Below are 13,204 nucleotides of genomic sequence, written 5' to 3'. Positions count from 1 at the left end.
TGAGATCATTCGTCGTCTTTGCTTTCGATTACGCCGTGGGTTTTCTTCCACTTCTCCCAGCGCTGGTAAGCCAACTGCTGCATGTCGGTGTTTTTGTCGGCTTCGTCGACAATCTCTTCACCCACTAGGTGCTCAAAGATATCTTCCATGGTCACCAGGCCTTGGACTGTGCCGTATTCATCGACGACCAAGACCAGTTGGGAGCGCTCTTTCATTAACTGCTCGAACGCTTTTGGCACGCTGGCATTGTTCATGATGACCGGCAGCGGGCGCATCAGGGTTCCTAGCTCTTTTTGGCCACGGCCAGCCTGGCTTTCGGCAAACAGCTCAAGGCGGTGGACGAAGCCAAGGATATTGTCTTTCTGCTCGCTGTAGACCAACGGGCGCGAGAACGGGCTGTCTTTGTGCTGCGACAGGAACTCGTTGATCGGCTGCTCGGCATCCACACGGAACAGTACCGGACGCGGTGTCATGATTTTGGTAACGCTGACATCGCGGAACTGCAGCAGGTTAGTCATGATTTTGGACTCGCCTTCAGCCAGTTCGCCCGACTCTTTGGCCAGCATGGCCATCGCTGATAGCTCGTCTCGCATTTTCGGAGCCTCATGGCCACGGGATAGGCGGCGGGTGATCTGCTCGGAAACCCAGACGAACGGGGTTAGGGCCCAAACCATCCAGCGCAGGGTCGATGCCGAAGCGGGTGCTAGCTGACGCCAGTAGGTTGCACCGATTGTCTTCGGGATAATTTCGGAGAATAGCAAAATACCAATCGTCAGTACGCCGGAGAAAACACCTAGCCATTGGCTACCGAATACCACTGCAGCCTGAGCACCGGCTGTTGCCGCACCAATGGTGTGGGCAATGGTATTGAGGGTTAGGATTGACGCTAGCGGGCGGTCAATGTTGTCTTTCAGGGCAGCCAAGCGGTCTGCTGCTGGGTGGCCTTGCTGGCGCAGGGTACCAATGTAACTAGGGGAGATGCTGAGAAGAACAGCTTCCAGGACTGAACAAATAAACGAAACACCAATCGCAACAGCGATGTAAATCGTAAGGAGTATCATGCTTACCTTAGTAATAATTAACGGATTACGCCTATATTAATCGGTGTTGAAGCGAATAAATACAACTATTTCACCCCTCATATTAGTAACATTTTGTGAACTTGCGCTCAGTTTATGGTTAAAGAGCCCGCACCTAACCACATCAAGGCTGACAAACCTTTGCCACACGGGCTTCTTTTGAATTAGAGTTGATGCGTCTTAAGAAAAAACCTTAGAAGGGAAACCTAATGAACAAGACCCAACTGATTGACCTGATCGCTGAAAAAGCGGATCTTTCTAAAGCTCAAGCTAAAGCTGCTCTAGAGTCTACACTAGACGGTATCACTGACGCGCTTAAAGAAGGTGACCAGGTTCAACTAATCGGCTTTGGTACTTTCAAAGTAAACCACCGTGCAGCGCGTACTGGCCGTAACCCACAAACGGGTCAGGAAATCCAGATCGCAGCAGCCAACGTACCAGCTTTCGTTGCTGGTAAAGCACTGAAAGACTCAGTGAAATAATCTATACTCCGCCAGGTATCTATCTGGCGGAGTTTTTCCATGAAGCGACTACTGACTTTTCTTACCCTCTCGCTATTAGCGGGATGCGCCTCCAATCCAACAGTCCCCGAAAACAACCTTACGCCAGTCGTGACCCATACCGGTGGCCAGAGCCTCGGTGATAGCACGTCAATCTATTGGTTTACCTCACAGCAAAATCGTCCCGTCAGTCTGGCTGACCGCGTAATGGCCGGTGATTATGGTGATTACCGCACTGATTACCGTTGGCGCGATGGCAAGTTGCGTGAAATAAAGCGTGAAGGTAGGCAGCTCGACGAGCAGCAAATTAAGCCGTTTTCCCTGCATGTACGTTACGACACCTTAGGCAATGCTGTTTTTCAGCGCTATACCCTCGGTGACGAGCTTATCCCGCTTAGCGGCGACCAACTCCAGCAGTTGGTCCAAGAGGCCAAGCATGGTACGGATGTGGTCAAGCAGCAGCGCAAGGATGATTTGTCACTGGTGCAGGGTTTCTGGAAGCAGGGGCAGTTCTACCGCTGTGGTGATGAGCGCCAACTCAAAGTGAACTTCAAGCCCGAATTACCTGAATATTTAGAGCAGCAACTGCAGGACCTTCAGTTGGATGGGTATATGGCAGTGATCGGCCAGGTCCGCCGAGGCACCTTGACGGCAAATACGCTGTTGATGCTAACCGACAACCAGCCAGCCTGCCTGAGTGCACCTGTTCTGCTGACGAACTGATCCTGTGGGGTTGGGCCTATGTGATGGCCTGAATGAAAAAACGCGCCCTTGGGCGCGTTTTTTGATAGCACAGAGTCAGCGTGGGCGCCTAGGCGTCTTGCTGCTCTCGAGCAACGGCACGGTAGCCGATGTCGTTGCGGTGGAACATACCGTTCCAGCTGACTTGCTTGGTTAGCTCGTAGGCACGCTGCTGGGCTTCAGATACCGAGTTGCCTAGGGCTGTTGCACACAATACGCGACCGCCGTTGGTCACGATCTCGCCTTCGGCGTTGGTTGCTGTGCCGGCATGGAAGATCTTCTGGCCTTCCGCGTCTGTGCTTGGCAGGCTGATCACATCGCCCTTGGCATAGCTTGCCGGATAACCGCCAGCGGCCAGGACCACACCGATTGAGGCGCGTGGGTCCCACTTGGATTCTGCTTGGTCCAGCTTCTCGTCAATTGCCATTAGGCAAAGCTCAACCAGATCCGATTCCATACGCATCATAATTGGTTGGGTTTCAGGATCGCCGAAGCGGCAGTTGTACTCGATAACTTTCGGCGTACCGTCTGCAGCAATCATCAGGCCAGCGTAAAGGAAACCAGTGTAAGGGTGACCTTCTGCCGCCATACCGCGTACAGTTGGGTAGATAACCTCTTCCATGATGCGGTTGTGGATTTCCGTCGTAACAACGGGTGCCGGTGAGTAAGCACCCATACCGCCAGTGTTAGGGCCAGTGTCTTTGTCGCCAACACGCTTGTGGTCCTGGCTGGTGGCCATTGGTAAGACGTTCTCGCCGTCAACCATCACGATGAAGCTCGCTTCCTCGCCTTCCAGGAACTCTTCGATAACCACTCGGCTACCTGCTTCGCCGAAGGCATTGCCCGCTAGCATGTCTTTGATAGCGTCTTCTGCTTCTTCAAGGGTCATCGCAACGATAACACCTTTACCGGCAGCTAGGCCGTCAGCCTTAACCACGATAGGCGCGCCTTGCTCGCGAACGTAAGCTAAAGCAGGCTCGATTTCGGTGAAGTTGGCGTAGGCGCCGGTTGGGATCTGGTGGCGGGCCAGAAAGTCCTTGGTAAAGGCTTTAGAGCCTTCTAGCTGGGCTGCAGCTTCAGTAGGGCCGAAGATTGGTAGGCCAGCTGCGCGGAAAGCATCAACCACACCGATAACCAACGGTGCTTCCGGACCAACAATGGTCAGCTCAATTGCTTTTTCTTTAGCAAAGGCGACCAAAGCTTCGATGTCTTCAACGCCGATAGCAACGTTTTCCAGTTTAGGCTCCAGAGCCGTACCGGCGTTGCCAGGGGCAACAAAAACGGTTTCAACGTTTGGGTTTTGTGCGGCTTTCCAGCCCAGCGCGTGCTCACGACCACCGGCACCAATAATCAATACATTCATCTTAATCCCTTATTGCTGTGCCATTTACCTGAACTTAGAAAATGGCTTGCATTAAAATCATGAAAGCCTTTGGCATATCATCTGATATTCAAAGGCGAAATCTAAATATGACAAAGCCCAGGGCGTACCCTGGGCTTGCGTGATTAGTGGCGGAAGTGGCGCATGCCGGTAAAGATCATCGCCATGCCGTGCTCGTCGGCAGCATCGATCACTTCCTGGTCGCGCATCGAGCCACCTGGCTGGATAACACATTTGATGCCCGCTTCAGCAGCCGCATCGATACCGTCACGGAACGGGAAGAAGGCATCAGAAGCCATTACGCTACCTGCAACTTCCAAATTCTCGTCAGCCGCTTTGATACCGGCAATTTTCGCTGAGTAAACGCGGCTCATCTGGCCTGCGCCCACACCGATAGTCATATCGCCTTTAGCGTAAACAATCGCGTTAGACTTCACGAATTTCGCTACCTTCCAGCAGAATAGGGCATCTTTCAACTCTTCTTCTGTTGGCTGGCGCTTAGAGACCACCTTAAGGTCAGCTTCAGACACCATACCTTGGTCACGGTCTTGAACAAGTAGGCCGCCGTTAACGCGCTTCACGTCAAAGCCGGTTGTCTTGGTTGTCCACTCACCACACTCAAGTAGGCGAAGGTTCTTCTTGGCTGCAACAATTTCAACTGCTTCAGCTGAAACAGACGGTGCAATGATCACCTCAACGAATTGACGCTCAGTGATAGCCGTTGCCGTAGCAGCGTCTAGTTCACGGTTGAATGCGATAATGCCGCCAAATGCAGATGTTGGGTCAGTCTTGAATGCGCGGTCGTAGGCTTCAAGGATGTTGTCACCCAGCGCTACACCACAAGGGTTGGCGTGTTTTACAATCACACAAGCTGGTTGGTCGAACTCTTTCACACATTCCAGCGCCGCATCAGTATCTGCGATGTTGTTGTAAGACAGGGCTTTACCTTGGATCTGGCGAGCTGTTGCAACCGATGCTTCTTCTGGGTTGCTTTCTACATAGAAGGCAGCAGCCTGGTGGCTGTTTTCGCCATAGCGCATGTCCTGCTTCTTCTCGAACTGCTGGTTGAAAGTACGTGGGAATTTAGATTCCTCATCGCCTTCCTTGTTGTCGCCGTATGATGGCACCATAGTACCAAAGTAGTTGGCGATCATGCCGTCGTAGGCTGCAGTGTGCTCAAATGCTGCAATCGCTAGGTCAAAGCGGGTTGCATGAGTTAGTGAGCCTTCGTTGGCTGCCATTTCGGTCAGGACGCGATCGTAGTCGTGGGCATTAACGATGATTGTCACGTCTTTGTGGTTCTTCGCGGCAGAGCGAACCATTGTCGGGCCACCGATATCGATGTTTTCAACCGCATCTTCCAGGGTGCAATCTGGGTTGGCAACTGTAGCTGCGAATGGGTATAGGTTCACAACAACCATATCGATTGGAGCGATACCGTGCTCGCCCATGACGGCATCATCAGTGCCGCGACGGCCCAGTACACCACCGTGAATCTTTGGATGCAGGGTCTTTACGCGACCGTCCATCATTTCAGGGAAGCCAGTGTGATCGGAAACTTCAGTCACCTTGATACCCTGTTCGGCAAGCAGGCGGGCTGTGCCACCAGTGGACAGGATGTCGACACCACGATCGGCAAGCGCCTGGGCGAACTCAACAATACCAGTTTTGTCTGACACGCTAATTAGCGCACGGCGGATAGGACGAGCGTTTTCCATTGCAACCATCTCTTTGTAAACACGGAGGACTATTTGCCAAAAGCCAGCGGGTGAGTGACTGGATTTTGGTAAATACCCTCGGCTAGAATCGAAGATACACACTGTGCTGCCGTTGATGTATTGTGATCAACGCGGCATATTTTACATTAATTCCACCACTACGCAAACGTTTGCTTTTTGTTGTTTGCTGATCACTGAAGGTTGGGGCGGTATGTATTTGATTGGCCAGCTGGCTAAGCACTGTGGGGTCAGTAGTGATACCTTGCGGTTTTACGAGAAGAACGGTTTATTGGTCCCTGCTGGACGCAGTGATAGCGGTTACCGGCTTTATAGCGAGGACGACTTATCTAGGATTCATTTTATCCTGCGGGCCAAGGCCGTGGGTCTGAGCCTTGATGAAATAAGGGAGTTGCTGGATATCCGTCTCGAGGCCAGCCAGCATAGCTGTGCCGAGGTCAAGGCGATCACCCAGGCTAAGTTAGATGAGGTTGATCGCAAGATGGCGGAGTTGTCACGTATCCGTCACGCGCTGAAGAAAATTAATGATGCCTGCTGCGGCCATGTTGATGACGATGCCAGCCACTGCTCTATCCTCGAAGCGCTGGGGGACGATGAGTCGCAGACGGGCCAACAGAGTGAAGAGCGCTGTTGCAGCGGGCGGGCCAGTTGCCCCGAGCATTAACCTAAATTAGCGCCCAATCGACAAATTATATTGGGCAGTCGGTGAAGTTGTGGTAGCGTCAAAGTATCGCCTTGTTATTGATAGGGAAAGTCATGTTGAAAGTGAATGAGTATTTTGATGGCCAGGTTAAATCCCTGGGGTTTGAAACATCTGGCGAGCGCGCCAGTGTTGGCGTAATGGCTGCGGGTGAGTACACGTTTGGTACTGCTGCGCCGGAGCGTATGACGGTGGTCAAGGGTGCCCTGACGGTAAAACTACCCGGCCATATCGAGTGGGAAACCTACTATGCCGGCGATGATTTTGAAGTCCCGGGTGACTCTTCGTTTGATGTGAAGGTGTCCGAGCCAACTGCCTACCTGTGTGATTACCTCTAGTCGCTTATTTTCTTTAAAGCGAGATTAAAAAAGCCAGCATGTTTTGCTGGCTTTTTTGTTGTTGTCGCTGGCACTTATTCTTTTGGTTCTGGTGGCAGCAATACGGTGTCGATGACGTGGATGACGCCGTTGCTTGCTGGCACATCAGCTAAAATGACGTTCGCGCCATTGATAGTCACCTTGCCATCGTCATCAGTTTCAATCGCGACGGTACTGCCTTGGACGGTTTCAGGTAGTTTTAGCTTGACCACTTCCTCTGAAGAGATGGCGCCAGGCAATACATGGTAGGTAAGGATAGCCTGCAGTTTTTCTTTGTTTTCTGGTTCGAGCAACGCAGCAAGCGTGCCGTCAGGGAGTTTGGCAAAAGCATCATCAGCTGGGGCTAGTACTGTAAATGGCCCTTTACCTTCCAGAGTGCCAACCAAATCGGCCGCTTTGATTGCCATGACCAAGGTCTGGAAGTCATCGTTATTGGCGGCGACCTGAACTAGGTTCTTTTCGGCTTCGCTTGCTTCGTGGTGGCCTGCCATTGCCATGCCGGAAAATAGCATAACAACAAACAGTAGTGAGCGGTTGAATACACAGAGCATGGATTTCATCGTTATCGCCTCGTTGTAGTGATTGCCAAGCTTTTAACGTACAGAGAAGCAGTATGGTTCAACCGATATTATGGGCAGTCTTAATATTGAGAAGGGAAGGGCCGATAAAGAAAAAGCCCAAACCAGTTGCCTGGTTTGGGCTTTCGCAATCAGATAACCGAAAGCGGCTGATTAGTTCATGCCGTATTTTTTCAGTTTCTTGCGAAGAGTACCGCGGTTGATACCCATCATAGTTGCCGCGCGGGTTTGGTTACCACGGGTGTACTGCATGATGGTGTCCAGTAGTGGCTGCTCAACTTCAGCAAGCACTAGCTCGTACAGATCATCGACTTCCTGACCGTTTAGTTGAGCCAGGTAGTTTTTCAGTGACGCCTTAACAGAGTCACGAAGTGGCTTCTGTGTGATTTGGTCCTGTGAAGTAACAGTAGTTACTGTCAATGCTTCGGAAGTCAGATTTTGTTCGAACATATTCTGTAAGCTCTTCTCGTATTTATGCAACGTTGTCGAAGTAGCCTTGCAGCGCATCGAGTTGCTGTTGGGCATCCTCGAGTGCGTTGAAGGTCCGGCGGAAATCACCTGCTGGGGCATGCTCTTTCAAATACCAGCCCACATGCTTGCGTGCGATACGCAAACCCAGATACTCGCCGTAGAAACGGTGGAGCTCCTGGACGTGGCCCAGCATGATGCTACCAACTTCATCGAATGATGGAGCCGGCAGGTGTTCGCCAGTTGTTAAGTAATGGTGGATTTCCTGGAAAATCCACGGCCGACCTTGCGCAGGGCGGCCAATCATCAAGCCATCGGCACCGGTGTAATCCAGTACAAAGCGTGCCTTCTCCGGTGAGTCGATATCACCGTTCGCAATCACCGGAATCGAGATCGCTTCTTTCACTGCCTTGATGTAATCGTATTCTGCCTCGCCTTTGTACATACAGGTCTTGGTTCTGCCATGCAGGGCCAATGCCTGGATGCCACATTGTTCGGCACGTTTGGCAATATCGACACAGTTTCGGTTTTCAAGATCCCAGCCGGTACGGGTTTTGAGCGTCACCGGGACATCAACCGCATCGACCACCGTTCGAAGGATATCTTCGATCAGATCTGGGTATTGCAGCAGGGCAGAGCCTGCCAGGCGTTTGTTGACCTTCTTGGCTGGACAGCCCATGTTGATATCGATGATTTGCGCACCGTTTTCAACACTGAACTGCGCCGCCTCGGCCATCAGTTTGGGATCAGCGCCGGCGATTTGCACCGAGCGGATCCCTGACTCGCCTTCATGTACCATGCGGTTCTGGGACTTGGACGTTTTCCACAGGTCTGGGTTAGACGACATCATTTCGCTCACAGCCATACCTGCCCCGTAGCGCAGGCATAATTCGCGAAATGGCCGATCGGTCACACCTGCCATTGGGGCGACTATCAGCTGGTTGTTAAGTTGATAAGGACCGATCTTCAAACGTCTATTCCTGACTATGCCAGTAAGGGCGCGCATTTTACGCATTTTTTCCCCTCCTGAAAAGGCCAATAATTGAGCATTTAGGTTTTGATTTTCAAAACTGTACTTTTTTCAATCAATTGACTGTTTATCGAAGAGGAAAAAGTCGATTACGCTTTGCGCCCAGAGATGCGACACCACTCTTCACGGGCCGCAATTGGGTCAAGCGTCAGCTCGTCGCTGTAGTAGGTCGCGACATCTTCCGCCTGGCTCTCCAGTACGCCAGAAATCGCCAGTAGGCCACCGTCTTTGACCAGGCTCTTGATCACCGGCGATAGCTCGCGTAGCGGGCCAGCCAGGATGTTGGCGACAACCACGTCTGCCTGGATACCTTCAGGCTGGTCCTGAGGTAGGTACAGCTCTAGGTTTTCTGCCACGCCGTTGCGCTCAGCATTGTCGCGGGAGGCTTGGATAGCCTGTGGGTCGATATCGATACCGATCACCTTCTTTGCGCCCAGTTTCAAGGCTGCAATGGCCAGGATGCCGGAGCCACAACCAAAGTCGATGATGGTTTTGCCAGTCAGGTCTTGGCCGTCAAGCCACTCAAGGCAAAGTGATGTGGTTGGGTGGGTACCGGTACCGAAGGCAAGGCCCGGGTCCAGCATCACGTTGACCGCATCCGGCTCAGGGACTTCACGCCAGCTTGGGCAAATCCACAGGCGGCGGCCAAAACGCATTGGGTGGAAGTTGTCCATCCACTCGCGCTCCCAGTCCTTGTCTTCCAACTGCTCGATTTTGTGGGCAAAATCGTCGGCAATCAGCGGGCTGTTGTTGAGCATTTCAAGGACAAAGTTCATGTCCGTTTCTGCATCGTACAGGCCGACCACATCGGTATCGCCCCACAGGCGGGTTTCACCCGGTAGTGGTTCGAAAACAGGTGTGTCCTGGGCATCAAGGAAGGTAACCGAGACTGCGCCCGTCTCTTCCATCAGCATATCGCCGATAGCTTCAGCATTCTCAGCCGTCGCGTTCAGTTTGATTTGAATCCAAGGCATGGTTATTTCGCTTTTAGGTTAGCTAAATTCAAGGATGCGGAGTCTAGCATGATTTTTAGCCAGTTAAAAAAAAGATAGCACCCGAAGGTGCTATCTGGAGGTTGTTTTAGACCTGTTGCAAGGTCTGTTGTGGAACCGGCCTTGCTAGGCTTCCCAGGACGAAAGTGACAAGGCCAATTGCAAGGGTTGGTACTATGGCATGGATGCCGCCTAAATCGGGCTTGAGCAGCGATAGGGCGATGTAACAGGCCAGTCCGCTAACCATAGAGGCAAAGGCACCGGTCGCCGAGGCTTTTTTCCAGTACAGGCCCAAAACCAGCGGCCACAGGAAAACGGCCTGCATCCCACCAAAAGCCAGCAGGTTGAGCCAGATGATCATATCCGGCGGGTTGATCGCGGCAACAAAGACCAGCAGCGAGAAAATACCGGTGACCCATAGCGATAACTTCGGCAGGCGGCTTTCAGCTTCCGGCCCCTCAGCGGCTTTCGGGTTGATGTAGTTGAGGTACAAATCCTTGAGCAGGGTAGCTGAAGCCTGGATTAGCTGGGAGTCGATGGTCGACATAATAGCTGCCATCGGACCGGCTAGGAATACACCCGCAACGACTGGCGGTAGTACCGTCATCATCAGGGTCGGCATGATCTGATCCGGGCTGGCGATGTCCGGCACGATGGCACGGCCCAGTGCGCCGGCAAGGTGCATACCGAGCATCAGGAAGGCGACCATCGCGGTGCTGATCACCATGCCTTTGTGCAAGGAGCCTGTTGATTTATAAGACATGCAGCGCACCGCCGCATGGGGCAGGCCGATAACGCCGAAACAGACCAGAACCCAGAAACTGAGCATGAAAGGTTGGCTGAGGAAGTTGTCCGGGCCGAACGGGGTCACCAGTGCCGGGTCAATACGGTGCAGTTCGCCCATCATCTCACCGATGCTGCCACCGGCATGGACGATCCCGACCAGCAGTGCAATGGTGCCGATGATCATCATGATCCCCTGCACGGTATCGGTCATCACCACGGCACGGAAGCCACCGATAGTGGTGTAGAGGCCGACGGTGGCGGCAAACAGGATCAAGCCGTGATGGTAGGACAGGCCGGTGACGGTTTGTAGCAATCGGGCACCGCCGACAAACTGCACCACCATGGTACCGAAAAATGCCAGCAGAAGTGCCAGCGAGGCGAAGATCACCACCCCACGGTTCTTATAGCGGGCATAGAGAATATCGTTCAGCGTCAATGCGTTGTGGCGGCGTGATTCGATGGCAAATTTCTTGCCGAGCACCCCAAGGGTCAGCCAGGCTGCCGGTAGCTGGATCATTGCCAGCAGCACCCAACCCAGCCCCATTTTGTAGGCGGCTCCCGGCCCACCGATGAATGAGCTCGCACTGGCATAGGTCGCCGCTAGCGTCATGGCAAGGACAAAGCCGCCCATGCTGCGGTTACCGACTAGGTATTCGTTGAGAAAACCGCTGCCATTACCGCGGTGGCGACGGGTGTAGATGGCAAGGCCGAACACGGCCATCAGGTACAAGACGAGGGGGATCAGCAGTTGGCTATTCATCACCGGCCTCCTGCTCGACCTCGAGCGACATATCGCGGTAGATATATTTCACCATCAGGCCACAGAGCACGGTGAACAGGATCGGGCCGATAATACAGGCCAGTAGGAACCATAACGGGAATCCCCAGTATAGGGTAGGCAGGCTTTCGTCTATGCCATTAGGGGCAAAAGCATAGGCCGAGAAATACCACCAGGCGAAGTAGGCCAGAGCGAGGCCAACAGCCCATTTGGCCTCCTTGTGGGCCTGGCGATAGCGCGCAGACAGCGTTTTCATGGTGTTGTTTCCGGTTGATGGGCAGCAAGGGGGCAGCGCAGGTGTGTCCCATTGCTCATTCTTCATACAAATATAAGGGGGCTATTGTGGCAAAAGTTAGCAGGGAGCGCTAGGAAGGGAGGGCAAATGCGGTGCAAAGAAATAAAAAAAGCTGCCGAAGCAGCTTTTTACTTGAAGGTATCAACCTTACTGAAGGCCGAGTTTCTTCTCGAGGTAGTGGATATTGGCACCACCGTGCTGGAAGTTCTCGTCCGCCATGATTTCCTGCTGAAGAGGAACATTAGTCTTGATACCGTCGATGATCATCTCACCAAGGGCGTTCTTCATGCGGGCAATTGCCACGTCACGGTTCTCACCGAAGGTGATCAGCTTGCCGATCATTGAATCGTAGAACGGTGGAACGCTGTAGCCGGTGTAGATGTGCGATTCCCAACGTACGCCCATGCCGCCTGGAGCGTGGAAGCGTTCGATCTTACCCGGGCAAGGTAGGAAGCGCTCAGGATCTTCGGCGTTGATACGGCACTCAACGGCGTGGCCTTTGATCTTGATGTCATCCTGGGTGAACGACAGAGGCTGGCCAGCGGCGATACGCAGCTGCTCTTTGATCAGGTCAACGCCGGTAACCATTTCGGTCACTGGGTGCTCAACCTGAATACGGGTGTTCATCTCGATGAAGTAGAACTCGCCGTTCTCGTACAGGAATTCGAAGGTACCGGCACCGCGGTAGCCGATTTCGATACATGCACGGGTACAACGTTCACCGATGTACTTGCGCATTTCTTCGGTGATACCTGGCGCTGGTGCTTCTTCCACAACCTTCTGGTGGCGGCGCTGCATAGAACAGTCACGCTCACCAAGGTGGATAGCTCCGCCCTGGCCGTCAGCCAGTACCTGAACTTCGATATGGCGTGGGTTTTCTAGGAATTTCTCCATGTAAACCATATCGTTGTTGAAGGCCGCTTTCGCTTCGGCACGGGTCATCTGGATAGCTTCAATAAGCTCAGCTTCGCTGCGGACCACACGCATACCACGGCCACCGCCGCCGCCTGATGCCTTGATGATCACCGGGTAGCCGATACGCTTGGCAAAGGCTTTGTTTTTGGCTTCATCGTCATCAAGTGGACCGTCAGAGCCTGGTACACATGGAACGCCAGCTTTTTTCATCGCGGTGATAGCAGAAACTTTGTCACCCATCATGCGGATGGTGTCTGCTTTCGGGCCGACGAAAATGAAGCCAGAGCGCTCAACCTGCTCGGCAAAATCGGCGTTTTCAGACAGGAAACCATAGCCTGGGTGGATAGCCACCGAGCCTGTGATTTCCGCTGCGCTGATAATGCGCGGGATGTTCAGGTAGCTCTCGGTACTCTTGGCAGGACCAATACAGATCGCTTCGTCAGCCAGCAGTACGTGCTTGAGATCGCGGTCAGCGGTTGAGTGCACCGCGACGGTTTTGATACCGAGTTCTTTACATGCGCGCAGGATACGCAGCGCAATCTCGCCTCGGTTAGCAATTACAATTTTATCTAGCATAAAAGGCCCCGGTTACTCGATGATAACTAGCGGCTGGTCGAACTCAACGGCATCACCGTCTTCTGCCAGGATAGCTACAACCGTACCGGCTTTGTCAGCTTCGATCTGGTTCATCATCTTCATTGCTTCGACGATACATAGGGTATCACCCGCATTGACAGATTGGCCGATTTCAACAAATGGTTTCGCATCTGGGCTTGGCGCACGGTAGAAGCTACCTACCATTGGCGACAGAACCTGGTGGCCAGCAGGTGTTGCAGCAGCGGCTGGAG

The 13,204-nt window shown here is 53.0% G+C and carries 15 protein-coding genes; 4 read left to right on the top strand and 11 right to left on the bottom strand.

The window, feature by feature from the left end; genetic code table 11:
* Positions 1-5: 5 nt before the first annotated feature.
* Entirely contained in the window at positions 6-1,061 is a 1,056-nt protein-coding gene (locus tag C9J01_RS27300; RefSeq protein ID WP_107301221.1) for a CNNM domain-containing protein, read from the bottom strand.
* Positions 1,062-1,288: 227 nt separating this feature from the next.
* Here C9J01_RS27300 and hupA point away from each other — a divergent pair, with 227 nt between their 5' ends.
* Positions 1,289-1,561 (top strand): nucleoid-associated protein HU-alpha, encoded by a 273-nt coding sequence (gene hupA, locus C9J01_RS27295; protein ID WP_107301220.1) that lies wholly within the window; start codon positions 1,289-1,291, stop codon positions 1,559-1,561.
* Between the two features lie 39 nt (positions 1,562-1,600).
* Complete coding sequence (locus C9J01_RS27290) at positions 1,601-2,302, top strand: DUF1481 domain-containing protein (RefSeq protein WP_107301219.1); 702 nt, start codon at positions 1,601-1,603, stop codon at positions 2,300-2,302.
* An 88-nt stretch (positions 2,303-2,390) separates the two neighbouring features.
* On the opposite strand, the gene purD is transcribed toward C9J01_RS27290, so the two are convergent.
* Positions 2,391-3,683 (bottom strand): phosphoribosylamine--glycine ligase, encoded by a 1,293-nt coding sequence (gene purD, locus C9J01_RS27285; protein WP_107301218.1) that lies wholly within the window; start codon positions 3,681-3,683, stop codon positions 2,391-2,393.
* Between the two features lie 143 nt (positions 3,684-3,826).
* Positions 3,827-5,419, bottom strand: a complete 1,593-nt coding sequence (gene purH / locus C9J01_RS27280; RefSeq protein ID WP_107301217.1) for a bifunctional phosphoribosylaminoimidazolecarboxamide formyltransferase/IMP cyclohydrolase — start codon at positions 5,417-5,419, stop codon at positions 3,827-3,829.
* A 211-nt stretch (positions 5,420-5,630) separates the two neighbouring features.
* On the opposite strand from purH, the gene zntR reads away from it, so the two are divergent.
* Complete coding sequence (zntR, locus tag C9J01_RS27275; RefSeq protein WP_107301216.1) at positions 5,631-6,101, top strand: Zn(2+)-responsive transcriptional regulator; 471 nt, start codon at positions 5,631-5,633, stop codon at positions 6,099-6,101.
* A 92-nt stretch (positions 6,102-6,193) separates the two neighbouring features.
* Positions 6,194-6,475 (top strand): pyrimidine/purine nucleoside phosphorylase, encoded by a 282-nt coding sequence (ppnP, locus tag C9J01_RS27270; protein ID WP_107301215.1) that lies wholly within the window; start codon positions 6,194-6,196, stop codon positions 6,473-6,475.
* A gap of 74 nt (positions 6,476-6,549) precedes the next feature.
* On the opposite strand, the gene C9J01_RS27265 is transcribed toward ppnP, so the two are convergent.
* From C9J01_RS27265 to accB, 8 genes are all read right to left on the bottom strand, one after another.
* Positions 6,550-7,065, bottom strand: a complete 516-nt coding sequence (locus C9J01_RS27265; protein WP_107301242.1) for a fasciclin domain-containing protein — start codon at positions 7,063-7,065, stop codon at positions 6,550-6,552.
* A 180-nt stretch (positions 7,066-7,245) separates the two neighbouring features.
* Entirely contained in the window at positions 7,246-7,542 is a 297-nt protein-coding gene (gene fis, locus C9J01_RS27260) for a DNA-binding transcriptional regulator Fis (RefSeq protein WP_005372656.1), read from the bottom strand.
* 22 nt (positions 7,543-7,564) lie between these two features.
* Positions 7,565-8,530: a tRNA dihydrouridine synthase DusB gene (gene dusB / locus C9J01_RS27255; RefSeq protein ID WP_170114940.1), complete on the bottom strand. Its 966-nt coding sequence runs from the start codon at positions 8,528-8,530 to the stop codon at positions 7,565-7,567.
* A gap of 149 nt (positions 8,531-8,679) precedes the next feature.
* Positions 8,680-9,564 carry a 50S ribosomal protein L11 methyltransferase gene (gene prmA / locus C9J01_RS27250; protein WP_107301214.1) on the bottom strand — a complete coding sequence of 295 codons (885 nt, stop codon included), beginning with the start codon at positions 9,562-9,564 and terminating at the stop codon, positions 8,680-8,682.
* Positions 9,565-9,670: 106 nt separating this feature from the next.
* The gene (panF, locus tag C9J01_RS27245) at positions 9,671-11,128 is read right to left on the bottom strand and encodes a sodium/pantothenate symporter (RefSeq protein WP_107301213.1); all 1,458 of its coding nucleotides are present in this window, start codon (positions 11,126-11,128) and stop codon (positions 9,671-9,673) included.
* Positions 11,121-11,402, bottom strand: coding sequence for a YhdT family protein (locus C9J01_RS27240; RefSeq protein WP_107301212.1), 282 nt, complete (start codon positions 11,400-11,402; stop codon positions 11,121-11,123). The genes panF and C9J01_RS27240 overlap by 8 nt, the downstream gene beginning before the upstream one ends.
* Positions 11,403-11,588: 186 nt before the next feature.
* On the bottom strand, positions 11,589-12,932 hold the full coding sequence (gene accC, locus C9J01_RS27235) for an acetyl-CoA carboxylase biotin carboxylase subunit (RefSeq protein ID WP_107301211.1): 1,344 nt from the start codon (positions 12,930-12,932) through the stop codon (positions 11,589-11,591).
* Positions 12,933-12,944: 12 nt separating this feature from the next.
* Positions 12,945-13,204: acetyl-CoA carboxylase biotin carboxyl carrier protein (gene accB / locus C9J01_RS27230; RefSeq protein WP_146157119.1), on the bottom strand; the 260-nt coding region annotated here is incomplete at its 5' end.

Origin of the sequence: Photobacterium rosenbergii (genome assembly GCF_003026455.1) — a bacterium.
In the GTDB taxonomy this organism is placed as follows: domain Bacteria; phylum Pseudomonadota; class Gammaproteobacteria; order Enterobacterales; family Vibrionaceae; genus Photobacterium; species Photobacterium rosenbergii.
The sequence above is the reverse complement of the archived record's forward strand: the minus strand, read 5'-3'. Positions and strand labels throughout refer to the sequence as shown.